The following is a 23,182-nucleotide window of genomic DNA, read 5'->3' as shown; positions in this document are numbered from 1 at the left end:
AAAATCTCTGAATTATTTTTCAGAGATTTTTTTTAAAAGTGACGTTTATTACAGAAATAAGCACGTTTACTGCATAATCAACACAAAATTTTACAAATATGTTACATTAAAATAATATACATATAATAAGACAAGGGGGATATTAATGAAGAAACTGAAAAAAAACCACATAATATTAATAGCTATAGCAGTTATAATTTTAGCAACCAGTATAGGATTTTATTTATTAAAGAAAAATATGCACACAAATGAGAAGGCAAAAATAAGCACCTATACAATATCATCAGGAGAAAAGGTATTTGTTAATGGTATCATTGGTCCAGAGGGTACTGAAGATATATATCTAGATGCAACAAAAGGAAAAGTAGATAAGGTTTCAGTCAAAGATGGACAAGTAATTAAAAAAGGAGACAACCTGTTTACTTATAAAAATGAGCAGGTAACTGAACAAATTAATCAAATTAACTCTCAATTAAAGGCAAGTAAATCCCAAAGGGAAGAGCTTTTGGCACAAAAAAAGGCTCAAGAAGAGGCTATTAAAAATCAAGCTTTATTAGCAAGTCAGAATCCAACAGAAGATAAAGCTACTAATACATCAAATATTAATAGCAGCCTTGTATCTACAGCAAGCATAGACAGTCAAATAAGTGCTTACGAGGAGCAATTAGCTTCACTTAAAAACAAAGAATATACAAGTATAAATGCACCTATAGACGGAAGAGTTATACTACATGGCGAGTCTAACAATATGACGAGTCCATATATAACTATAGAATCTGTTAATTTTTATATTAAAGGAACTGTTAATGAAAAGGATCAACCTAAATTAAAAGAAAATCAACTGGCAGAGATAATAATCCTTCCTACAAACAAAAAAATAACAGGAAAAGTTACTACAGTAGGAAACAGACCAGTAACCAATAATATAGCCATTGCTAATGCAACTGCAGCAACTGCTGGTGCAAATATTTCTAACTATGAAGTAATAATAACACTGGATTCACAAGAAAATTTAACTAATGGATTCCATGTACAAGCTACCATAAAGTTAGATGATAAAGGGGTAGAAATACCTAAAACTTCAATCTTAAAAGAGGGTGAAGAGTCTTATGTTTTCAAGGTTTTAGATAAAAAATTAGTTAAACAAGTTATAACTTATAGCGAAGATGGAGAAAAAGCAAGAGTTACAAGTGGTCTATCAGAAGGTGATGAAATAGCAGAAAATCCTAATGATGAAATGAAAGAAGGGATATCTGTTGAGTAAGGTTATAGAGCTTAAGAATATAGATAAATACTATAAATTAAAAGGCGATAGATTACATGCACTAAAATCTATAAATTTAGATATAGAACAGGGAGATTTTTTAATGATTATGGGTAAGTCAGGTAGTGGTAAGACAACCCTTCTAAATCTACTTGGTTTTCTAGATAGCTTTGATAGTGGTAATTATATATTCAATGGGAAAGATGTAACTAACTTAAATGAGAATGAAAAATCAGAATTTAGAAATGAATATTTGGGTTTTATATTTCAACAGTTCCACCTTATAGAATCGTTAACTATAGGACAAAATGTTGAATTACCACTGCTTTATAAGGGAAACATACCCCATAAGGAAAGAGATAAAAGTATAGAAAAATATCTAGACATGGTTGGATTATTAAATAAAAAAAATCAGATACCTACAGAATTATCAGGAGGTCAGCAGCAGCGTATAGCAATTGCTAGAGCTCTAATAAATAACCCCTATGTAATATTTGCAGATGAACCTACAGGAGCCTTAGATAGTAATACAAGCACAGAGATAATGAACATACTTAAAAAGCTTAATGAAGAGAATAAAACCATAATAATGGTTACTCATGATGAGGATCTAGTTAAGTATGCAAATAAAGTAATAAATATAAAAGATGGGGTTATAACAAAGGGGATAGGATATGTCGATAATAAGCTTAATCAAAACAGCGCTCTATAGTTTAAGATCGCATAAACTAAGGGCATTTCTAACCATGATAGGGATAATAATAGGAATAAGTTCCGTAGTAACTATACTTTCCATAGGAAATGGGCTTAAGGCTGAGGTTCTATCATCAGCAGAAGATACAAGTGCAAATAAAGTAAATATGTATTTTCAAGCAGAAAATATTGGAGCTGATACAAGCCTAATAGAACCATTTAATAAAGATGATATATATAATATTCAAAGGATTCAAGGAGTGCAGCAAGTAGAGGCCGCTCAAGGTATTCTAGCAGGATTAAATTTTATAACTAGTGAAGCAAGTTATTTTGATAAAAGAAATTTTATCATGCTAAATTCATATAAAGATAAAAAGTTAAATATAGAGCATGGAAGAAACTTTAGAGATGGCGAAGAAGATAAGAAATTAATAGTACTAGATAAAAATGTTACTAAAGAGCTTTTTGGTTCTCCAGAAAATGCTTTGGGAAAAGCTATAACAATAGGAGGATATAACTATGAAGTTATAGGAACATTAGCTGAAGCTGGGATGCTCTCATTAGATGGAGGGTCAAGCTACATATCAGAAGAAGCCAAAAAGTCTATGACATCAGAAAGCGCTATTAATGCAATAGACATTTATATTAAACCTAATGAAGATAAAGAGTCAGTTCTTGAAGATATAAAGAAAGAATTAAAGAGTAGCCACCCAAACATACAAGGAACTTATGAGGTACAAGATCCTCAAGCTATAACAAAAGCTTTTGAGAAAATTATAGATGGATTAACAACATTTATAGCTTTAGTTACTGGAATTTCCTTATTCGTAGGTGGAATAGGCGTAATGAATATAATGTATGTATCAGTAACAGAAAGAAAGCGAGAAATAGGAATAAGACGAGCTATAGGGGCCAAACCTAAGAGTATTATGCTACAATTCCTATTTGAAGCAATAATAGTAACAGGAACAGGTGGGCTTATAGGAATAGGTTTTGGATATATAGTATCAAGGATAGTAGGAGCATTTTTACCATTTACCCCAGTATTAACGGTAAGTAGTTTTATAGGGGCAACTTTAACATCAGTTATTGTTGGAATAATATTTGGTATAATACCAGCCTACAATGCTTCAAAACTTGATCCTATTAAAGCAATATATATGTAAAAAATATAAGGGCAATTACTTGGCGTAGTTAAGTAATTGCCCTTATTATATATGGTTGTAAATTTAGAGGCTATATTAATTATATGTGTTTAGATTTCCATCTTTATCCCCAAAATAAAGATGTTTTTTCTTATATATAAAGAAGGCCATAAGTGCTGGTAATATTAGTGAGCTTAAAGTTGAAATTTTAAATCCATTCATGATAATAGAATATAAAATATTTATTATTATACATGTAAAAAATATATAAACTCCTAATGACTTTTTGGCTAAAATTAAAATGATACCTAAAACTAAAATTACAATTAATACAATACTAATAATTAAAGTAGGACCACTTAAAGCAGCCATAGCTTCCTCTCCAACAATACTAGAAAATTGATCTTTCATTAAAAGAATAGGAACTAGACCTAATAGAGAAAAACCATAGAGAACTAGTTGAATTATCGATACAGTCAATATTCCTGCACCTAAAGTATACCTTTTATAATCTTCCATAAATAAATCCCCCTCATAAATAATCATGAAAATATTATATCAAAGCCTAATTGAAAATAGTTAAAAGTGTAATAAACGTTGGAAAAACTGTAATAATCGTTAATATTTTACCAAAATTATGCTATAATTTATGGTGCATGCTTTAAAATCAGTTAGGAGGATTGTGATGCTTAAGATATTTATATGTGAAGACAGCGATATTCAAAGAAAAAGATTTTTAAATATAGTAGAAGATTGTATAGAATTCAGTAATTATAATATGGAAGTAGCATTAGAGACAGGTAATCCTAAAGAATTAATAAATCATGTGCGTAGCAATGATGAGATTGGGATATATTTTTTAGATGTGGATCTAAAGTCTGATATAAATGGAATAGAACTAGCTGCTGAAATAAGAAAATACGATCCACGTGGTTTTATTGTTTTCGTAACTACACATGGAGAAATGAGTTACTTGACCTTCAAATATAAGGTTGAAGCAATGGATTATATAGTAAAGGAAGACTATAAAGAGCTTAAACCTAAAATAAGGCAATGTCTAGAAGAAGCCTGTAATAAGTTATCAGATAAAAGAATAGACGATAAAATCTTTAGTGTAAAGGTTGGAGATAAAATAATTAAAATACCTTTTAATAAGATTCTATTTTTTGAAACATCAACCTTTATAAGAAAAATTGTTTTACACGGAGAAAATAGATACATAGAATTTATTGCCCAAATGAAAGATGTAGAAGAAAAGTTAGATTCAAGATTTTATAGATGTCATAAGTCATACATAGTAAACAAGGATAATATAGAAGAGATAGACGTTAAAAAAAGAATAATATATATGAAAAATGGAGAAGAATGTTTAGTTTCTATAAGGCATATGAAGAATTTGATAGAGGATTAGACACTTGTATTAAGGAGACAGAAGATGGATCAATATAGTTCAGTAGTTGTTATCACTATATATACTTATATAGTGATAATTAACTTATCTCATGTTAGATCTAAATTTAAAGAAATATTACCTGTAGTGGTATTAACAATACTAGTAGCTACAGTTCTATTTGAAATTAATAGCATATTAAAAATAATACCAAGCATTATTGGTGGGTCATTGTATTTATATAAGAATACGAAGAAGGCAGCTTATAGTATAGTATATACATTAGCTTCAGTGTTTTTAATACTTATAACTGATTATGCCCTTTGTGCGCTATATTATATGTTAACTAATTCAAATTATTTTGGAGTTTTATTTATAATAGTGGAGCTAATAAGTATGTTCTTGGTAAGTTATTTATTGGGGAATTTAATAAGTAAATTAAAATTAAAGCATATATTATTAAACTATAAGTTTTGGATATTCATGATGATATCAATAGTTTTAATATTAATAAGAATCTACATAGGGGCTGTTGAATACTACGGTTATGCAGTTAATAATAAACATATAGAATATATTAATACATTCTTGTTTTTTATATTATTTACATTGATGATTTTAATAATTTATATATTATTTAGAGGAATAACAAAAGAAGTAGAATTAAAAAGTAAGCAGATTAATTTTGAAGTTTTACAAAACTATACTACAAAATTAGAAGGTATGTATAGCGATATGAGGTCTTTTAAACATGATTATGCTAACATAATATCATCAATGATGGGATATATAGATGAAGAAGACATGACAGGTTTAAAAAAGCATTTCTATGAAAACATATTACCCTTAAACAAAAAGATTGGAAAAAATGATTCAGAAATAGGACGTCTTAGGCAGATAAAAGTGCCTGAGATTAAAGGACTATTATCATTAAAACTAATAAGAGCACAGGAAATGGGCATAGAAGTCTTAATTGATATAAAGGAACCCATAGAACAAATAAGTATGAACATAATAGATTTGACTAGAGTACTAGGCATATTATTAGATAATGCTATAGAGGCTACAGAAGAATGTGTTTTACCTAAAATTAAGGTAGGATTTATAAAAGATAACCATTCCCTAATAATAGTTATATGCAATAGTTACAAGGGAGATATACCATCTGTAGACAAGCTTTATAAAAAGGGGTATTCAACTAAAGGTTTCAATAGAGGAATAGGTCTTACAAGTTTAAGAGAGATAATAAATAAATATGAAGCCATTTATCTAGATACCTTAATTGAAGATGGAGAGTTTACACAAACTATAACTCTAGATAAAAACTTTAAACATAGCCATTAATTATATTTTGGTTGTTATAATTACATATTAAAATACTCTGCTTTGAATTTATATTAAGCAGAGTATTATTTTATTCTAATCCCTCTAAAAATTTTAAATAAGATTATGAAAATATATTTATAAAAACTTTTGTACAGATGTACAACTGTACAATCGTACACCTGTACATCTGTAAAATTATTAATTTGTTAATTTGTACACCTGTACAATTGTACAAGGTTAACAAAATATTGAGATATATAATTTATACAAAAACTTTTAATAATTAAAATTTTTTGTCCAATATCTTCAATTAATTTACGAATATATGGTAAAGAAACTTATTAGGAGGGAGTAATATGAATAAAGAAATAGCCAAACTGTTAAATGAAAACACTTATGATGAGGATGAGATAGAAAGTTATATGAACTTTTCTGATATTGATGACAACAGTTTAAATAGGATAACAAATGATGTTAGGACAAGAATAGCTAGAGGTGGGCTTAAGAAAAGTGGATTACGTGTCCAAGAAATGTTGGAGCAAGGTGAATTTATAGAGAAAACTATTAAAGGTACGGATATAGATGTTTTAGAGGATTCAATGATGATAAACATGATAGCTAAAATACCGTTTATGTCTGGTGATGGTTACTCTTTTAATAGGTTAATGTTTTGCACAAATAAGAGAATTATGATAACTTCAGCAAATTATTATAACAACCCATTTGTAACAGAGAGTTACTTAAAAGAAGAAATCAAAAAGATAAGTTTAGGTAAAAAGGTTAAAAGGCAATTTAGGCTTAAGAGATTGCTTGAAAGTAATTTAAGTTTAGCAAAAGCGCTTATAACACTTTTAGCTGCAATACCTTTTTTGTTTTCAATAGGAGCTGCAGGAGGTACGTTAGCCGCTGGAATATATTTTGCTACAAAGTCTGAATTTTTAGCATTGCTTGGTTTTTATAGCGCTATAATAGGTCTTGGATATATTGTAGTAGTAAGACCTAAACTTATCACAGAAGTTTTATTAGAAACTAAGGATGGTAAAAGTTATGATGTAATTATTAGAAACGAGGATTATGAGGAAATCCATGAGTATTTAAACACTTTTCTAGTTAGGGGGGAGGAGTTTGACAGATAGAGATATAGTCACAGGTATACTAAATAGAAAAGAAGATGCTTTGGAAGAGCTTAAAAATAATTATGGACGCCTTCTTTATGGTGTTATAAATAAGATATTATCATCTTTTTGCGGAGTAATGGATATAGAAGAGTGCTTTAATGATGCGCTTATGAGCATATGGGAAAATATTGATTGTTATGATGAAACTAAAGGGGAACTCAGAAATTTTCTAATATCTGTAGCAAAATTTAGAGCTTTAGATTATAAGAGAAAAATAAGTAAGCAGAAAATAAATCTTGAGTTAAAAGATGAGATCTATAAAGACCAGGATAACATTCAAATAGATGATGAAGGTTTTTACGAACTTATAGAGAATTTAAAAGAAAAGGATAAAGTTATATTCGTAAAAAAGTATTTACTGGATGAGTCTGTAGATAAAATAGCTAAAGATATAAATATGGAAAAAGATACAGTATACAAACGGTTAATGAGAGGAAGAGAGAAAATAAAAGAATATATTGAGAATTAGGGAGGGGTATTAATGTCTAGCTATTATCAAAAGTGTTTTCCAATTATGCATGTAGTTAATTCAACTGATGAGGTATTAAGAAATCTATATTTTACCTATGAAGGAATGATGGGACCAGATGTAAAAATTAAAAAGATAGGTAAGGATAGTATGGAGTCTACTGCCATAGTAACTAGAGATGCAAATGAATATAAAAAATTATTGATGTATCATTATGACAAAGAAGATATAAAACACGAATATATAATAACTAATAGACTATTATGGGGAGATATTAGGGATAGAAAAATTGAAATATTAGGTGTTAATGAGGATGGTTCATACAAACTTAAAATAGAGCATGATTTTGTATTGGTATAATAAAGAAAAGCTAGAATGCTAAATAGGTGCATTCTAGCTTTAGTTATATTAATGTTAGAAATCTAGTCAAAATACTTGGAAGAGTGAGTCTACTTTACGTATTTATTAAGAAAGTCACTAATTTTTTTCTCATAACCTTCTTTATCTTCTCTATAAGCTGTTGCATGAGTAGCATTAGGAACAACAAATAGATCTTTTTCACTGCTACATGCTTCATATAGTTCATAAACCATTTCATAAGGAACAAAGGTATCTTTATCTCCATGGATAAATAAGGTTGGTGTATTAGATTTAGAAACCTGCTTAATAGCTGAGGCTTCACCGAAAAAGTATCCGGCCTTTATTTTAGTTAATAGGCTTGTGGTATTAACTAAAGGGAAGGATGGAAGATTGTACATTCTTTTCATCTGGTAAGACAATTCAGCTTTTACTGAGGTATAAGCACAATCTGAAATTATAGCTTTTACATTGCCAGAAAGAGTTTCACCACTAGTCATTAAAACTGTGGCTCCACCCATGGATACACCATGTAATATTATTTCGGCCTTTGGATTAATATTTGCAATTATATAATCGATCCATTGCAAGTAATCTTTTCTATCATGCCAACCAAAACCTATATAATCTCCTTCACTTTCGCCATGACCTCTATTATCAGGCATTAAAACATTATACCCTAAAGTCTCATAATAAAATCTTGCATATTGGGACATCTCTTTAGCTTTACTAAAATATCCATGAACAATTATAGCAGTTTTATCGGTGGGCTTATTTGCTTTAAGATAATAGCCACGAAGCTTCAAATTATCAAAAGATGTGATTTCTATATCCTCATATCCAATCTCATCAAGCCAAGTTTTTATAGGGGTTACGGCAGGGACTGATTGCTTGAAATCTAGAGATGTGTCACCCTTTAAGAAATCTTTGCTTGTAAGAGCTACTGATAAATCATAAAAATAGAAGCTTGCCAAAGTTAGTCCTATTAATAATATAAGAGTTATTAAGAGTAACGTAATCCTTAGTAAAATTTTCATTAATTCAGTCCTTTCTATAGTTTTATTGTATTTATAATAATATATTAGCTTACATAAGGCAATTGGTTAATAAATGAAATAAAGTATAACGATTATTACATAATTTGCAACGTTTACTACATATTTCACACAAATAAATTTATGTATGATAGAATCAAAATAATAAAAATATAAGGAGGGATATAGATGAAATATGAAAAACCTAAAACTAAGGAAAGAAGCAAAGTTAAAGGGATGTTTTTAATTAGTTTGCTTGTTATTATATACATATTGTTAAGAATAAACATTCCCTCTTTTGATAATAATGAAAACTTAGGTTTATTAATATTTATGTTTATAATTTTAACTATAACTTTTAGAAAAAAAATTTCTTAGGAAATATTTTAAGGGCAGCTTATATAAAGAAAAAGAGTCAATTAACACGAAATGGTTAATTGACTCTTTAACTGTTTTTAAATTATATAGATACCAAAACAAGGTTTTGGATTATCACTTTATGATAACTTCGGTTTAAGAACTCTTTTTGGTTCTTTAACTTTTGGAGTAAGAGTTCTCTTCATGAAAAAGATAGATGTTATTGCAGATATTAAATCTGATAAGGGATAAGCAATCCAAGCTCCCATGGCTCCAAATGAATTTATTAGGATTATTGCTAGAGGAATAAATATTATTATTTGTCTATAAACTGAAAGTAAAAAAGATTTTCCAGATTCCTCTATTGCTTGATAGTAGTAAATTCCAATATAATATATCCCTACTACTGGAAGGATAGATATACATATTCTAAAAGCCGTTATGGTTTCTTTTAATAATTCAGCTTCTTTAAGGAAAAATCCTATTATAGATGGAGTGAATAACATAAGTACGCTCCATATTGCTAAGGAGAATATAGTTACCCATTTTATAGAAACCTTTAAGGCTTTAAGCATTCTTTCTCTATTTTCTGCACCATAGTTATAAGAAACTATAGGTTGCATAGATGAACTTACTCCTATTATTGTAACAAACATAAACATAGAAACCTTTGTTATAACTCCTATCATAATTATAGCATTGTCTCCAGCTGTTGATAAAAGTAAGTTATTAAGTACTACTGAAACCACAGCATCTGAGATTTCTATAACAAAGGTTGAAAATCCTATAGTAAATATATCTTTTATCAAACTTCTTGAAAATTCTTTGTTTAATCCAGAAGCAGTAATATCTAGTTTTAAAGTATTCTTTATTTTATAGAATTTATAACTTATAAATAGGAAAGCTATAAACTGGGATGTTATTGTTGCAATCGCTGCACCTTTTACTCCATAACCAAGCATTGCTACAAATAAGTGATTTATAAATACATTAGCTATAGCACCTAAAGAGTTTGCATAGAGATTTATTTTAGTATCACCTAAAGAGGTCATTATATATCCCATAACTATTGTTAGTCCCTGAAATACTGTTCCTATAAGAATTATAGATATATAGTCTTCAGCAAATGGATATAAATTTTCACTGGCCCCTAATTTAGTTATTATAGGTTGATGAAATACATATATTATTAAAGATAAAATGCCTAAAGATAAAAGTGTCATTATTATACTGTTTATTATTGTTTTTTTTATGCCATTATAATTTTTCTCTCCTAGATTTTTAGCAACAAAGGTAGAAGTTCCAACTGAAATCAACATACCTATGGATGTCATAAATCTTTGTACAGGAAAGGCTATGGTTAATGCTCCTATAGCGTTAGAACCGATGTATCTACCTACATATATAGTATCTACCATGTTATAAAGTTCAACTACTAAGAGAGAAATCATTGCAGGAATAGCAAACTTTAATAAAGTTTTTCCTATTTTACCTTCTGTAAATATTTTATCATTAACTCCCATAGCCCTCACCTCCTTTAACATTATTTAATCTCATAATAATATTATAAGTCAGCGATTCAGTTAATTTGAGTGACTTAAATGAGGTGTTTGAGGTATTAATATGGGCATATAAGAATAACTAATAATGCATAAAAAGCATAAAAAACTTAAAATAAACAACATTAAACCTAGGATTAGTACTTTTTTTAAGTAGTTTATTAGATATTTTGTCTGGTAAATATTAATCGAAACATATAAATATGGTATAATATTTGAAATAACATTTACCAAACTGTAGGAGAGTGATTTTTTTGGATTCAAGTTATACGTTGCAGATAATAGTGCTTATATTTTTACTTTTATTATCTGCGTTTTTTTCAGCATCGGAAACAGCACTTATGTCTTTAAGTAAAATAAGAATAAGGCATATGGTTGAAGATGGAGTCAAGGGAGCAAAATTAGTAGAAAAGCTTACAGAAGACCCAAACAAACTTCTTGGAAGTATATTAGTTGGGAATAATGTAGTAAATATAGGAGCATCTGCATTAGCTACTTCTGTAGCTATGAAGGCGTTTGATGAATCAGGAGTAGGAATAGCCACTGCAATAATGACTATTTTAGTGCTTATATTTGGAGAAATAACACCTAAATCTATAGCGAAACAAAGATCAGAAGGAGTTGCTTTAAAGGTTTCAGGTATTGTAAATATATTTGTAAAAACTTTAAGACCCTTTGTTGCTATATTTACATTTATATCTTCTTTTATATTAAAATTATTTGGAGCAGATTTAAATAAAGATCAGCCATTTATAACTCAAGAAGAGCTAAAAACTATGGTTGATGTTGGTGAAGAGGAAGGCGTTTTAGAGGAAGAAGAAAAGGAAATGATCTTTAATGTGTTTGAATTTGGTGATATTCAAGTTAAAGATGTAATGGTTCAAAGAGTAGATATAGTGGCCTTAGGTTTAGATTCAACCTATGATGATGTTATAGATATAATTAAGGAAGAACAGTTTTCTAGGATTCCTGTTTATAATGATAGTATTGATGATATTATAGGAATAATGTATGTTAAGGATTTAATCCTTTTAAATAATAAAGACAACTTTAAGGTTCAGGATTGTATAAGAGAAGCCTATTATACCTTTGAATTTAAGAAGGTAACAGAATTATTTAAAGAGATGAAAAAAAGTAGAAATCATATGGCAGTTGTATTAGATGAATATGGTGGAACGGTTGGAATAGTGACTATAGAAGACTTATTAGAAGAAATAGTTGGAGAAATAGAAGATGAATATGATGAGCTAGAGGAAGAAATTGAAGTTGTTAAAGAGGATGAATATATTGTAGATGGTAGAATAAGATTAGATGATTTAAGTGATTTAATAGGCGTAAAAATGGAGTCTGAGGAGTTTGATTCTATAGGAGGATTTGTTATAGGTCAGCTAGGAAGAATACCAGAACCTAAGGAAGAAGTAAGCTATGAGAACATGAGGTTTGTAGTTGAAGAAATAGATAAAAATAGGATTAAAAAAGTTAGGATATTTACTTAAGAGGAGAGGTTTTCCATTGAGTTATATGAAAGAAGCTATTAAAGAAGCTTATAAAGCTCTGGAGAAGGATGAGGTGCCTGTTGGAGCTGTAATAGTAAAAGATGGTCATATTATAGCTAGAGCCCATAATTTAAGAGAAAGTTTAAAGTCTTCTTTAGCACATGCAGAGGTATTAGCTATAGGAGAAGCTTCTAGATGTTTAGGGGATTGGAGATTAAATGGTTGTGAATTATATGTAACCCTAGAGCCTTGTGTTATGTGTGCTGGAGCTATAATTCAAAGTAGAATAAGCAAGTTATTTATAGGAACTTTTGATCCTAAACTAGGGGCGTGTGGATCAGCTGCAAATATAATTAATCATCCACACTTAAGTAGTTTTGTAGAAGTGAACTGGACTTATGATACAGAATGTAGCGAAATATTAAGTAACTTTTTTAAAAATAAGCGTAAAAAAAATTGACCACTATGTATTAGTGGTCAATTTTTAATATGCTGCCATTTGATAGTTGTTTAATGGTCCCTGATACACTATTTCAGCAGAAGGTATTTCTAATAAATCCATAGGCTCTACAAAATTTAGAGGCTTGTCAAATTCATAGACATTAGTTTCTTTAAGTAAATAAGCAATCATTTCTGAACAAAAGAACTTGTCCCTCGCTTGATACTCCTTGTTAAATAATTTAAAGAATATTCCTATTAAGTTATATTTAACTTGTTTTCTATTAAAATCTTTAAGTATTGAATTCATTTGAGTGTATTGAGTTGCGTCTACAGTTATTTTTATTACTACAGATGGACAATTTGGATAAAATGAAAAAACACCCTTATTTATTTCTTCTTTTTTAAATTCTCCTAAAAACGGGTTTCTAGCATACTTTCTGCACATGCTGTACATATTGCTTAATTCTTCATCAAGAGAAATGGAAGAATGAGTATATTGTTTTTTTGTGTATAAACGTATAGCTCTAGCATAAAATGTACCTGTTGCTGTAAGTACAATATAAATATCTCTCATCGTCTTAATCACCTCATAGTTTTTATCAAGTAATATAATTATATAACATTAAGTCATATAAGTGTATTTAATAAATCTTAAATTTATATAAAGAATTAATAAAAGTGTTGGAGGTAGTGTAATGAATTTGGCATTATTGGGTTTCGGTGGAGTAGGAAAATCATTTATAAAGCTATTGGTTGATAAAAATGATGAACTTATAGACCAAGGTTTAAATATTAATGTAGTAGCTATATTAAATTCTAAGGGAGGAGTTTATAGTAGTGATGGCATAGATTTACAGAAATTATGTGGTTTAAATGATTTAAGTGATCATTCATTATGGAATAAGAACTTAGATTATAGAGAAGTGTTAAATTCTAATTGTGTGGATTTAATGGTAGAGTTAACACACACTAATAAAGAAACTGGAGAACCGGGGTTAAGTCATATAAGATATGCACTTGATAACAGGATAAATGTAGTGACTGGAAATAAGGGACCTATATTATTAGCATATAGTGATTTAAAAGAGCGGGCATTAAAGAGTGGAGTGTCTATGGGGCTGGGGTGTACTACAGGAGGAGCTCTACCTTCTTTAAATTCTGGATTAATAGAATTAGCAGGTTCTAAAATTTTGTCTATAGAAGGGATATTAAATGGTACAAGTAATTTTATATTAGAAGAGATGGAAAGTAAGAGTATATCCTTTAATGAGGCATTAGAATTAGCCAAGGATTTAGGAATAGCTGAGTCAGATCCATCTTTGGATATAGAAGGATGGGATACTGCAATTAAAATGACTATAATGGCAAATGTTATTATGAATAAAAATATATCACTAAAAGATATAAATGTGGAAGGTATAACCCATTTAAAAAAAGAAGATATAGAAAAAGCAAAGGAAAATGGATTTAAATACAAGTTAGTAGGACTTATATCTAATATAGATAATAATGTTTCCATAGAGGTCAAACCTAGATTAGTAGAAAAAAATAATGTTTTAGCTTCAATTAATGGTAAAAATAAAGGTTTGAGATTTAAAACTGATACTTTAGGGGAATTAGTTGTTATGGGCGGGGCATCTGGAACTATAAATGCAGCTGCTTCTATTTTAAGAGATATCATAAACATACATAAAGGATATAAATATTAATTTAAATTAGAAAATTTTTACAATAACAAATCACACATATCGAAGGTCCTCCATATTATATTATTGAAACTAATATAGAATCCTATAATTTTAATAAGGAGGATAAAAAATGCAAGATAATTTTGAAGTTAATGGTTTAGCAAGGCAACAAGAAATCATAGATGAATGTATAATAGCTAAAAAAGTATACGGAAAGTGTAAACAAAAAGATTGTTTAAGCACTTTTTCTCCTAACACTTGTTGTGGTTGTTCTAGCCATGAAATCTCTAAACATGGTGATTTAGATCCTATACCTATAACAGCGTTAGCGCTAGCAGCACCAGCTATAAACCCAGCTATTATAGCTGTTCTAGTATCCAATGTTCCTGGGGACTCTTTAGCATTTACTGAACCTGTAACATTATTAATAGTTGATTCAGTAATTACTGGAATTACAACTAGTGTTGTTCAAAGTCCATTCTGTGAAAATGGCTATTGGAATGTAAATATAACTTATAATTTTACTATAACACTAACTGTTACAACTGCTGGAGGAGTAAGTGAAACTTTAATTGCAACAACATCTTTCAGTAAGGTTGCTTATTTATTTGGAGGAGAAACAGGAAATTCAACTATTTATACTTTTGACTCAACAACTGTTCCTCAATTCGTTATAAATCCAGAAGCACCAAATGTATTTGTTCAAGCAATTGTTAATCCATTAGCAGCTACTTTAGTTCCTATAGATGTTGAGGGAGTTCTACAATATGTTCCTAATGCAGTAATAGGATTGTTTACTATAATTAAACTTTATAGAATTGTTAATTTATCAGTATCTTCAGCAGGACCTTGCGAGCTTCCAGATTGTGAAACAATCATTCCTGGAGACCCATGCAAGTATTTTGATACTTTAGATTTTCCAATGGATTGTTTTGATCCACCATCTTCAAATGATTATTTCTGCGGAGAATAAAGGAAGATACTATCAACCCCCTGTAAATTTAAGATATGGGGGTTGATTTACGTAATACAAAGGAGGCTGTTATGAAAATTGCTTATATAGTTGTTTTTTACTCTAATAGTGAGTGCCTACAGCTTTTTAAGATACTAAAGAATAAAGAATTTGATATAAGCATGATTGCAACACCATGCACAATTACAGCTGGTTGCTCTCGTGCAATTGAATTTACTGAGAACGATCTTGATAAAGTAATAGAGGAGATTAAGAGCAATTCAATAAGAATTAGAAATGTATATAAAAGAGTGATTAATGGGAAAAGCCTACGTTATGTTCTTGTGAAGATATAGGAGGATTTAAATGATATATTTAGATAATGGAGCTACTTCTTTTCCTAAGCCTCGTAGTGTATATGAAGAGATGATAAAGTGTGTAAGGGATTATTGTGCTAATCCAGGAAGAGGTGCTCATGATATGTCTATAAGATGTGATATGGAGATATATGAGTGCAGAGAAAGGATAGCTAAACTTTTTAATATAAATAATCCATTAAATGTGATTTTTACAGCAAATGCTACAGATGGATTAAATATAGCTATACATGGGTTATTAGAAAAAGGAGATCACATTATTACCTCTTACCTTGAGCATAATTCGGTATTAAGACCTGTTAAGCAAAAAGAGAGACAAGGAGTTGAAGTATCTTTATTAAAAGGTGATAAAGATGGACTTCTTTCAGTAGATGAAATAGAAAAAGAAATTAAATCTAATACTAAAGCTATAATAATAAATCACGGTTCAAATGTAATTGGGACAATTCAAGATATAAAAGCTATTGGGGACTTGGCTAGAAGGAATAATATTAAGTTTATAGTTGATGGTGCTCAAACTGCCGGAACTATAGAAATAGATATAGATAAGTATAATATAGATCTTTTAGCGGTACCTGGACATAAAGGTTTATTAGGCCCTCAAGGAACAGGAGCTTTGATTATAAATAAAAATGTTGCTTTAAAAGAGCTTAAGTACGGAGGGACAGGAAGTCAATCACATAGCTTAGAGCAACCTCAATTTTTACCTGATAAGTTTGAGAGCGGGACTTTAAATACACCAGGAATTGTAGGTTTAAATAGCGGACTAAAGTTTATTGAAGATGAGGGTATTAACAATATAAGAATAAAAGAAAAAACTCTTGTAGATTTTTTATTAGGTGAATTTGAATCTATGCCTTTTATAGAATGTTATGGGACAAATTCTAAAGATAGCTCAGCTATAATATCGATAAATATAGAAGGTATGGAAAGCTCTGAAGTAGGAAAATTATTAAATAAAAAAGATATATACGTAAGGACTGGGTATCATTGTGCTCCATTAGTGCATAAGGTTATAGGGACTGAAAAACGGGGAACCGTAAGGATAAGTCCAGGTTACTTTAATACACTTGATGAAATGAAGCAACTATTGATTGAATTGAAAAAAATATATATCAATAAATAAATATTAAGGATACTGAAATTTCTAGAATCAGAAACTTCAGTATCCTTCTCTATTCAAAAAATTTTTTTAATATAGAGCCTCTTGAGGTCTTTAAGGTCTCAATTTCGTTTTGCAAAGTTTTTATCTCCAATCTGAGGTTTGATATAGTGGATTCTTTATCTAATAATTGAAGTTTAAGTTTAGATACAGTATCACTATTTTCTTGTAATAAGGTAATCCTATCAAAAAGTTCCTTGTTGCTTAAAGTCAAAGAATCTATGACTTTACGCTTATCAGATAACTTCTCTTGTAGGTCAGATACAATACTATTTAGGTTTTTTATTAGGATGTCCTTATCCTTTAGTCTTCTTTCATATTCCTGAACTGTAGAAGAATTTTTTCTTAAGGAATCTTCTTTTAAGGCTCTAATTTCATTATCTTTGGATTCAACAGTTGTCCTAGTTCTCTCTAGTTGAGATATGTCATTTTTTAAATTTGAAATATCTAAATTTAATTTGTTTATTAAGCGTTCTTTTTCAATAAGTTGCCTTTCATAATATAAGGTTGTATCCACTTTTTTTGTTGCGGCACTATGTTTAGGTTCATTATTTATAACTCTTGATATTAAAGATAATACTGAATATTTCAATTTATTATTTTCATATAATATAAAAGCAGATGTAAAAGAAACGCTATCCAAATCACTTTGAACAATATATTTTTCTATTTTGCTTTCTTTAGAATAAGGAATAGTATCTATAGATATTAGATCTCCGCCAACAGATAAAAGATTTAGAAATAACTTATTCTTAAATGTATAGGTTAAGTAAAAGTGGTCTTTTTCATATATAATATATGAATAGTTATTTACATTTTCTGTTGTCTTTAAAGTTTTCCCCTTGAAAACATTATCTATTATAATTCCATATCGTAAGAAAGAATTATAATTGTCCTTTATAGAATAACTAAGAGCTGATAGATTATTTTCTCCTAATATAAATGAATAATCATAAGGAAGAAGAGGAGATTTATCTAAAGTTATGAATGACCCCCAGGCATATTTAGTAGGTGAAAATGCTCTATAACCTATATAGTAGTCTTGAGATTTCTTTAGATATAATACAATTAAATCAGTAGAGTTAACAGTAGCTATAAAGGGAAAATCAGTAGTTTTTTGAATTCTATCAATTAAAACTGGTGCAGTTATATACAAATTAGAATCAATTATTCTATGATAAAGGCTTAATGAGCTATTATCGTATCTTGTATATATTAAATTTAACGAGTTATTTAGAGAAATAACTTGAATATACTCCATATCAAAAGAGTAATTTAATAAAGTATTTTCTCTTATTCCTAAGTCACTATAAGTATAAAACATTAAGGCCTTAGTTGAGGATATAGCTAATATATAGATATATCCATTGTTACTCAAAATAACCGAAAGTAACTTATGACAGTCTTTTATTAAAGAAACCTCCTCTCCAGAAGAATCTTCTTTCAATATTGTATAGCAAATTTCGTTTTTATAGTTTTTATAAAATGTCCATAACTCTTCATTTTTCATGATTAAAAACTCATCTTTTTTATATGAAATCATATTTCCTCCTAAATAATTAATTTCCTTATAAAATATATGATAAGTAATAATGTAATATTTAAAAGAATATAAATATTAAAGTAAATATAGGAAAAATATTTATGTGAGGGCGTAGAATGGCAAAAAAATGCACAGTAGAAATAGTAGGAGGTTTTTTATCCTGGGGTAAAACTTCATTTATTAATGCTTACTTGGAAGAAACTTTGACTAAGGATGAAAAAGTACTTATTATGCAGTGTGAAAAGGGCAACACAGAAATAAGAGATGATTTAAAGTCAGATGATAGAGTTGTTATAAAGGAATTTAGAAGCAACGCCCAAATAGATAAGAGAGTGTTAAATAGAGCTATAAACTTTCATGAACCACATAGAATAATAATAGAAGCAAATGGGGTACAAACTGTAAATAATCTTATAGAAAATGTAGATGAATCAAAAGGAACTTTAGGAGCTTTATTCGTAATTGTAGATGGAAGGATTATTGAAATATTTCTAAAAAGTATGGGAGCTATCATATTATCTTATATTCATAGAGCAAATATGATAATAATAAATAATTGCGGAGATCTTCTCGATGAAAAAAAGAATAAAGTTGAGGATACTATTATGAATCTAAATAAGGATTCATACATATTGATAAGTAAATCAATAGATTCGCTACAAGAAGAAATTAAAAGCAGCAAAATAATAAGTAAGGGAATATACAAAATGATAACGGATTATTTTAAAAATATGTGAATAGGGGGTGGGTAAGAATTAATGGCTTTAAATGATATGTTTAAAAGTTTTTGTGTTTTATTTATTGGAATATTTATAGAAGCTATTCCTTTTATTTTAATAGGTGCTTTAGTAGCAGGTATTATTACCACCTTTTTGACTGAGGAATTAATAAAGAAAGTTCTACCTAAAAACAAGTTAGGAGGAGCCATAGTAGCATCACTATTAGGGCTCTTTTTTCCTCTATGCGAATGTGCCACTGTTCCAGTAACTAGGGGACTTGTGAAAAAAGGTGTTCCTACTAACATAGCAATTACATTTATGCTTGCTGCACCTATAGTAAACCCTGTGGTTATGCTCTCTACATATCAAGCATTTGGTCAAAGTACCAAGGTTTTGTTATTAAGGGTAGGTATAGGGATTACATTAGCCATAATTATTGGTTTTTTATTAGAGGTTCTAAATAATAACAAATATGTTCTAAAAGAAGGAAATATAAGCTTTACTTGTGACTGTGGATGTGAAGAACTTAAAAAAGAAAAAAGCCTTAAGGTATTAATAAGACATATAGGTGAAGAGTTATACAGCATAGGTAAATATTTAATAATAGGAAGTATATTAGCTTCTTTATTTCAAGTGGTAATACCTACTGATATTGTAAATAGACTAGCTGTTAATAAATTGTTAGCCGTAATTGTTATGATGGTTTTAGCTTATTTATTATCACTTTGTTCTGAGGCAGATGCTTTTGTTGCTAGAAGCTTTTTAACTCAATTTTCATTAGGTCCAGTTATGGCATTTTTAATACTTGGACCTATGTTAGATTTAAAAAATAATTTAATGCTTTTTAGTGGGTTTAAGAAAGGGTTTGTGTTTAAACTTATGTTTTTAGTATTTTCTTCATGTTTTATAGTAGGTTGCTTAATATAGGAGGTATGGATGAAGAAATTTAATTTAAATGAATTTATATGGTTTTTGTGTTTGACATTTATTGATTTGTACTTGATATACTTATTAAAAACTGAAGGGCTCTACAATTATGTGCATCCTAAAATGTTTTATTACACTGTATTTGCAATAATATTAATAGGAATTATTTCTTTGTTTCAATTAACTAGAGTATTCACAATTCCTTCAAGACAAGGGGTTAAAAAAGGTTATGGTATTTTTTTTATCGCTTTTATTTTGATGATGTATGGAAGAGAAGTAAGTGGAATAGAAGCTACTGAATATAAGGGAGTAACACTAATATTAAACAATCAGGATATACATGAAGATAAAGAAAGTCATGAAAAGATTAATGAGACGGGAATAATTAAATTTGATAAAGAACATTTTTTTTGTTACTTTGAGGAACTTCAGGAGAATCCTAAAAGTTATTTAGGGAGAGAAGTAGATATAAGTGGCTTTGTATATAAGGTAGAAAAAGAGAAGGGACTTTTTTATTTAGGTAGAAGTGTACTTAATTGTTGTGTGGCTGATTCTCAGAACTTAGCATTAGTATTTAAGGCTGATGAAGCAAACATGCCAGAAAAAGGACAGTGGCTTCAGGTAAATGGAGTTATAAATGTTAATGAAGTAGAGTATAAAGGAAACAAGGTAGCATTACCAACTATTAAGGTGAAATCAACAAACAGAATTCCAAATGACCAAAATGAATTTTTATATAAAGAAGCTTGAATTAATCTTATAGAAGCCCCTTTTGGGGCTTAATTTATTTCACTGTTATTATGAAACCACGTTTTTTGTTATACTAGTTTTATTAGAGTTTGTTACTTAGGAGAATAATATGAAACTTGGAAATAAAATAATGTTATTAACTATTGTAGTAATTATGGCGGTTATAGGGGTAATTTCTAACTTCGCCATGAAAATGGTTAGAGATAAAGTAAATGCAAAAAATGAAAACTATCTATTAGATACTGCTGAAGCTGTCGCTTCTGTACCACTTATAGAAGATGAACTTGAGAAGGGTGTTAATAACTTCAAGATTCAGACATTTACAGAAAAACTTAATTTAAAAATGAAGGTTAATTTTATAGTTGTTATTGATATGAATGGAATAAGGTATTCTCATCCATTAAGACAATACATAGGTATGCCTTTTGAAGGTGGAGATGATAAAAGAGTACTTGAAAGTGGAGAAAGTTACATATCAGAGGGTCTAGGGAGAATAGGATATTCAGTAAGGGCTTTTGCTCCAGTTTATAAAGAGGGTATACAAGTAGGTGCTGTATGTGTAGGGATTTTAAAAACTGACTGGAAACAAGAGGCAACATCTTTTATGTACAAATTAATTCCCTATATAGGTCTAGCTTTTGTAATAGGTGTTATTGGGGCATATGCTCTTTCAAATAACATAAAGAAAACTATATTTGGATTAGAGCCAAAGGAAATAGCTCTGTTAGTTGAGGAAAGAAAAGCGGTAATAGATAATACAAATGATGGTCTAATAGCAATAAATACTAAAGGTGAGATAACAGTATTAAATAAAAAGGCAAAGGAAATTTTAAATATAGATGATAAAGAATACATTTATCCAATCATATTAAATAATTTAAAAGAAGTGCTTGAAACTGGAGAAGAGTATTATAATAGAACTGAAAAATTATCTGATGATACTATAATATTAAGTAATTATAAAGGTATCACAGGTAACGAGGGAAATATAATAGGTGCTTTAGTTAATTTCCAAGATAGATCATTAGTAACTAAAATGGCAGAAGAGCTTACAGGGATAAAGTTATTAACTTGGGATTTAAGAGCACAAAACCATGAATTTATGAACAAACTACATACTATCGCTGGATTAATTCAATTAGAGAGATATGATAAAGCTTTAAAATATATTTTTGATGTATCTGAGATGGGAAATAAGGTAGTGGAATCTCTCAAGAAAATAGAAGATGTGTCAATACAAGGTCTGATCTTAGCTAAGTACCATAAAGCCCAGGAAGCAAAAATAAAATTTATAATAGAAGAGGGATGTAATCTGAAAAAAGAGCGTGAGAAGGTAGGAACTCATGATTTACTCACCATAATAGGAAATCTTTTAGATAATTCTATAGATGTATTGAAAGATAAAGAAAATGGAGAAATGTCTATATTTATATCTGAGGAAGATGATATTATGATACAAGTAAGAAATAATGGAGAGCCAATAAAAGAAGAAATAGGAATTAATTTATTTGATAGAGGATTTACAACTAAAGAAGGTGATAGAGGGTATGGTCTATATAATGTAAAAGAGATACTTGATTCTTTAGGTGGAGAAATAAGCTTTATCAGCGGAAAAATAACAGAATGGAAAGTTAAAATATAAGAGGGGATGATTAGTTGATAAAGGTTATTATTGTAGAAGATGATCCTATGGTTAGAGAGATAAACAAAGAATTTTTAGGCAAGGTCGATGGCTTTAATGTAATCTATGAATGTTCAAGAATTAAAGAGGCTCAAGATTTTTTATCAGAAAATAGTGTAGACTTAATCTTGTTAGATGTTTTTTTACCAAATGGGAATGGAATTGATTTATTAAAATGGGTAAGGAAAAATGATATTAATTGTGATGCTATATTAATAACAGCAGAAAAAGGCGTTCAAAGTGTAGATGAATCCTTTAGATATGGAGCAGTTGATTATTTAGTTAAGCCATTTTCTAAAGATAGATTTAATGAGGCATTGATAAAATATAAAAATAGACATGATAAGATGAGTTCTTTAGTTGATTTAAAGCAAGAGCATATTGATAAATACATAGTTAACAGTGAAAATTCTAATGTAAGTAAAAAAGAAACTGTAAAAGGGTTAAGTTTAGTAACTTATAATGAGATATGGAGAACAATAAATAATAATCCAGCTAAGGAGGTTACGGCTGACAGCTTAGCTGATGAAGTAGGATTAGCTAGAGTTACAGTAAGAAGATATTTAGAATATATGGTTGAGGAAGGAAAAATGGAATTAACCTTAGAATATGGAAAAGTAGGAAGGCCTAACAATTACTATAGATTAAAAAAGTAGCGGAAGCTACTTTTTTTC

At 29.1% G+C, this 23,182-nt stretch carries 25 protein-coding genes; 20 read left to right on the top strand and 5 right to left on the bottom strand.

Translation table 11 applies throughout. From position 1 onward, the window contains the following. Positions 1-145 precede the first annotated feature (145 nt). Genes L1S49_RS13350 through L1S49_RS13340 form a run of 3 tightly spaced genes read left to right on the top strand, consistent with a single transcriptional unit; the run spans position 146 to position 3,123 of the window. Positions 146-1,264: a biotin/lipoyl-binding protein gene (locus L1S49_RS13350; protein ID WP_238905274.1), complete on the top strand. Its 1,119-nt coding sequence runs from the start codon at positions 146-148 to the stop codon at positions 1,262-1,264. Further along, positions 1,254-1,976: an ABC transporter ATP-binding protein gene (locus L1S49_RS13345; RefSeq protein WP_337250876.1), complete on the top strand. Its 723-nt coding sequence runs from the start codon at positions 1,254-1,256 to the stop codon at positions 1,974-1,976. Before L1S49_RS13350 ends, L1S49_RS13345 begins: the two co-directional genes overlap by 11 nt. Continuing rightward, a complete protein-coding gene (locus L1S49_RS13340; protein WP_238905270.1) occupies positions 1,939-3,123 on the top strand; it encodes an ABC transporter permease in 1,185 nt (394 codons plus the stop codon). The genes L1S49_RS13345 and L1S49_RS13340 overlap by 38 nt, the downstream gene beginning before the upstream one ends. Before the next feature lie 75 nt (positions 3,124-3,198). On the opposite strand, the gene L1S49_RS13335 is transcribed toward L1S49_RS13340, so the two are convergent. Next, complete coding sequence (locus L1S49_RS13335; RefSeq protein ID WP_238905268.1) at positions 3,199-3,621, bottom strand: hypothetical protein; 423 nt, start codon at positions 3,619-3,621, stop codon at positions 3,199-3,201. Between the two features lie 166 nt (positions 3,622-3,787). On the opposite strand from L1S49_RS13335, the gene L1S49_RS13330 reads away from it, so the two are divergent. From L1S49_RS13330 to L1S49_RS13310, 5 genes are all read left to right on the top strand, one after another. Further along, positions 3,788-4,513: a LytTR family DNA-binding domain-containing protein gene (locus L1S49_RS13330; protein ID WP_238905266.1), complete on the top strand. Its 726-nt coding sequence runs from the start codon at positions 3,788-3,790 to the stop codon at positions 4,511-4,513. Between the two features lie 24 nt (positions 4,514-4,537). Continuing rightward, on the top strand, positions 4,538-5,836 hold the full coding sequence (locus tag L1S49_RS13325; protein WP_238905264.1) for a sensor histidine kinase: 1,299 nt from the start codon (positions 4,538-4,540) through the stop codon (positions 5,834-5,836). 338 nt (positions 5,837-6,174) lie between these two features. Then, entirely contained in the window at positions 6,175-6,954 is a 780-nt protein-coding gene (locus tag L1S49_RS13320; RefSeq protein ID WP_238905263.1) for a hypothetical protein, read from the top strand. Then, positions 6,944-7,465 (top strand): sigma-70 family RNA polymerase sigma factor, encoded by a 522-nt coding sequence (locus L1S49_RS13315; RefSeq protein WP_238905261.1) that lies wholly within the window; start codon positions 6,944-6,946, stop codon positions 7,463-7,465. Before L1S49_RS13320 ends, L1S49_RS13315 begins: the two co-directional genes overlap by 11 nt. Before the next feature lie 12 nt (positions 7,466-7,477). Continuing rightward, on the top strand, positions 7,478-7,825 hold the full coding sequence (locus tag L1S49_RS13310) for a hypothetical protein (protein ID WP_238905259.1): 348 nt from the start codon (positions 7,478-7,480) through the stop codon (positions 7,823-7,825). An 89-nt stretch (positions 7,826-7,914) separates the two neighbouring features. On the opposite strand, the gene L1S49_RS13305 is transcribed toward L1S49_RS13310, so the two are convergent. Further along, positions 7,915-8,859 carry an alpha/beta hydrolase gene (locus L1S49_RS13305; RefSeq protein WP_238905257.1) on the bottom strand — a complete coding sequence of 315 codons (945 nt, stop codon included), beginning with the start codon at positions 8,857-8,859 and terminating at the stop codon, positions 7,915-7,917. A gap of 186 nt (positions 8,860-9,045) precedes the next feature. On the opposite strand from L1S49_RS13305, the gene L1S49_RS13300 reads away from it, so the two are divergent. Next, a complete protein-coding gene (locus L1S49_RS13300; protein WP_238905255.1) occupies positions 9,046-9,234 on the top strand; it encodes a hypothetical protein in 189 nt (62 codons plus the stop codon). A gap of 119 nt (positions 9,235-9,353) precedes the next feature. On the opposite strand, the gene L1S49_RS13295 is transcribed toward L1S49_RS13300, so the two are convergent. Further along, positions 9,354-10,736, bottom strand: coding sequence for an MATE family efflux transporter (locus L1S49_RS13295; protein ID WP_238905253.1), 1,383 nt, complete (start codon positions 10,734-10,736; stop codon positions 9,354-9,356). A gap of 290 nt (positions 10,737-11,026) precedes the next feature. Between L1S49_RS13295 and L1S49_RS13290 the strand changes: the two genes are divergently transcribed. Further along, the gene (locus tag L1S49_RS13290) at positions 11,027-12,268 is read left to right on the top strand and encodes a hemolysin family protein (protein WP_238905246.1); all 1,242 of its coding nucleotides are present in this window, start codon (positions 11,027-11,029) and stop codon (positions 12,266-12,268) included. Positions 12,269-12,293: 25 nt separating this feature from the next. Then, positions 12,294-12,728 (top strand): nucleoside deaminase, encoded by a 435-nt coding sequence (locus L1S49_RS13285; RefSeq protein ID WP_238905293.1) that lies wholly within the window; start codon positions 12,294-12,296, stop codon positions 12,726-12,728. Positions 12,729-12,752: 24 nt separating this feature from the next. Here L1S49_RS13285 and L1S49_RS13280 read toward each other — a convergent pair whose 3' ends face one another. Continuing rightward, a complete protein-coding gene (locus tag L1S49_RS13280) occupies positions 12,753-13,283 on the bottom strand; it encodes a hypothetical protein (protein WP_238905241.1) in 531 nt (176 codons plus the stop codon). A gap of 121 nt (positions 13,284-13,404) precedes the next feature. On the opposite strand from L1S49_RS13280, the gene L1S49_RS13275 reads away from it, so the two are divergent. From L1S49_RS13275 to L1S49_RS13260, 4 genes are all read left to right on the top strand, one after another. Continuing rightward, entirely contained in the window at positions 13,405-14,418 is a 1,014-nt protein-coding gene (locus L1S49_RS13275; RefSeq protein WP_238905239.1) for a homoserine dehydrogenase, read from the top strand. Positions 14,419-14,527: 109 nt separating this feature from the next. Beyond that, the gene (locus L1S49_RS13270) at positions 14,528-15,370 is read left to right on the top strand and encodes a hypothetical protein (protein ID WP_073021679.1); all 843 of its coding nucleotides are present in this window, start codon (positions 14,528-14,530) and stop codon (positions 15,368-15,370) included. Positions 15,371-15,441: 71 nt separating this feature from the next. Then, positions 15,442-15,705, top strand: coding sequence for a DUF3343 domain-containing protein (locus L1S49_RS13265; RefSeq protein WP_021803924.1), 264 nt, complete (start codon positions 15,442-15,444; stop codon positions 15,703-15,705). Positions 15,706-15,715: 10 nt separating this feature from the next. Continuing rightward, positions 15,716-16,852, top strand: a complete 1,137-nt coding sequence (locus L1S49_RS13260; RefSeq protein ID WP_238905238.1) for an aminotransferase class V-fold PLP-dependent enzyme — start codon at positions 15,716-15,718, stop codon at positions 16,850-16,852. A 49-nt stretch (positions 16,853-16,901) separates the two neighbouring features. Here L1S49_RS13260 and L1S49_RS13255 read toward each other — a convergent pair whose 3' ends face one another. Continuing rightward, positions 16,902-18,431, bottom strand: coding sequence for a hypothetical protein (locus L1S49_RS13255; RefSeq protein WP_238905236.1), 1,530 nt, complete (start codon positions 18,429-18,431; stop codon positions 16,902-16,904). A 116-nt stretch (positions 18,432-18,547) separates the two neighbouring features. Between L1S49_RS13255 and L1S49_RS13250 the strand changes: the two genes are divergently transcribed. The 5 genes from L1S49_RS13250 (at position 18,548) to L1S49_RS13230 (ending at position 23,164) form a co-directional block, all read left to right on the top strand. Continuing rightward, the gene (locus L1S49_RS13250) at positions 18,548-19,168 is read left to right on the top strand and encodes a GTP-binding protein (RefSeq protein ID WP_238905234.1); all 621 of its coding nucleotides are present in this window, start codon (positions 18,548-18,550) and stop codon (positions 19,166-19,168) included. A 21-nt stretch (positions 19,169-19,189) separates the two neighbouring features. Next, the gene (locus L1S49_RS13245) at positions 19,190-20,077 is read left to right on the top strand and encodes a permease (RefSeq protein ID WP_238905232.1); all 888 of its coding nucleotides are present in this window, start codon (positions 19,190-19,192) and stop codon (positions 20,075-20,077) included. A gap of 9 nt (positions 20,078-20,086) precedes the next feature. Then, positions 20,087-20,827 (top strand): TIGR03943 family protein, encoded by a 741-nt coding sequence (locus tag L1S49_RS13240; RefSeq protein ID WP_238905226.1) that lies wholly within the window; start codon positions 20,087-20,089, stop codon positions 20,825-20,827. A 109-nt stretch (positions 20,828-20,936) separates the two neighbouring features. Further along, positions 20,937-22,469, top strand: coding sequence for a sensor histidine kinase (locus L1S49_RS13235; protein ID WP_238905219.1), 1,533 nt, complete (start codon positions 20,937-20,939; stop codon positions 22,467-22,469). Positions 22,470-22,483: 14 nt separating this feature from the next. After that, on the top strand, positions 22,484-23,164 hold the full coding sequence (locus L1S49_RS13230) for a response regulator (RefSeq protein WP_238905217.1): 681 nt from the start codon (positions 22,484-22,486) through the stop codon (positions 23,162-23,164). The last annotated feature ends 18 nt before the right edge of the window (positions 23,165-23,182 follow it).

It is taken from the genome of Clostridium sp. YIM B02506 (assembly GCF_022324845.1).
GTDB lineage: Bacteria > Bacillota > Clostridia > Clostridiales > Clostridiaceae > Clostridium_T > Clostridium_T intestinale.
The sequence above is the reverse complement of the archived record's forward strand: the minus strand, read 5'-3'. Positions and strand labels throughout refer to the sequence as shown.

Coding starts and splice junctions, on each gene's coding strand:
- L1S49_RS13350 (WP_238905274.1), top strand. CDS start 146: ATGAAGAAACTGAAAAAAAACCACATAATATTAATAGCTATAGCAGTT.
- L1S49_RS13340 (WP_238905270.1), top strand. CDS start 1,939: ATGTCGATAATAAGCTTAATCAAAACAGCGCTCTATAGTTTAAGATCG.
- L1S49_RS13335 (WP_238905268.1), bottom strand. CDS start 3,621: ATGGAAGATTATAAAAGGTATACTTTAGGTGCAGGAATATTGACTGTA.
- L1S49_RS13330 (WP_238905266.1), top strand. CDS start 3,788: ATGCTTAAGATATTTATATGTGAAGACAGCGATATTCAAAGAAAAAGA.
- L1S49_RS13325 (WP_238905264.1), top strand. CDS start 4,538: ATGGATCAATATAGTTCAGTAGTTGTTATCACTATATATACTTATATA.
- L1S49_RS13320 (WP_238905263.1), top strand. CDS start 6,175: ATGAATAAAGAAATAGCCAAACTGTTAAATGAAAACACTTATGATGAG.
- L1S49_RS13310 (WP_238905259.1), top strand. CDS start 7,478: ATGTCTAGCTATTATCAAAAGTGTTTTCCAATTATGCATGTAGTTAAT.
- L1S49_RS13305 (WP_238905257.1), bottom strand. CDS start 8,859: ATGAAAATTTTACTAAGGATTACGTTACTCTTAATAACTCTTATATTA.
- L1S49_RS13300 (WP_238905255.1), top strand. CDS start 9,046: ATGAAATATGAAAAACCTAAAACTAAGGAAAGAAGCAAAGTTAAAGGG.
- L1S49_RS13295 (WP_238905253.1), bottom strand. CDS start 10,736: ATGGGAGTTAATGATAAAATATTTACAGAAGGTAAAATAGGAAAAACT.
- L1S49_RS13285 (WP_238905293.1), top strand. CDS start 12,294: ATGAAAGAAGCTATTAAAGAAGCTTATAAAGCTCTGGAGAAGGATGAG.
- L1S49_RS13280 (WP_238905241.1), bottom strand. CDS start 13,283: ATGAGAGATATTTATATTGTACTTACAGCAACAGGTACATTTTATGCT.
- L1S49_RS13275 (WP_238905239.1), top strand. CDS start 13,405: ATGAATTTGGCATTATTGGGTTTCGGTGGAGTAGGAAAATCATTTATA.
- L1S49_RS13270 (WP_073021679.1), top strand. CDS start 14,528: ATGCAAGATAATTTTGAAGTTAATGGTTTAGCAAGGCAACAAGAAATC.
- L1S49_RS13265 (WP_021803924.1), top strand. CDS start 15,442: ATGAAAATTGCTTATATAGTTGTTTTTTACTCTAATAGTGAGTGCCTA.
- L1S49_RS13260 (WP_238905238.1), top strand. CDS start 15,716: ATGATATATTTAGATAATGGAGCTACTTCTTTTCCTAAGCCTCGTAGT.
- L1S49_RS13255 (WP_238905236.1), bottom strand. CDS start 18,431: ATGATTTCATATAAAAAAGATGAGTTTTTAATCATGAAAAATGAAGAG.
- L1S49_RS13250 (WP_238905234.1), top strand. CDS start 18,548: ATGGCAAAAAAATGCACAGTAGAAATAGTAGGAGGTTTTTTATCCTGG.
- L1S49_RS13245 (WP_238905232.1), top strand. CDS start 19,190: ATGGCTTTAAATGATATGTTTAAAAGTTTTTGTGTTTTATTTATTGGA.
- L1S49_RS13240 (WP_238905226.1), top strand. CDS start 20,087: ATGAAGAAATTTAATTTAAATGAATTTATATGGTTTTTGTGTTTGACA.
- L1S49_RS13235 (WP_238905219.1), top strand. CDS start 20,937: ATGAAACTTGGAAATAAAATAATGTTATTAACTATTGTAGTAATTATG.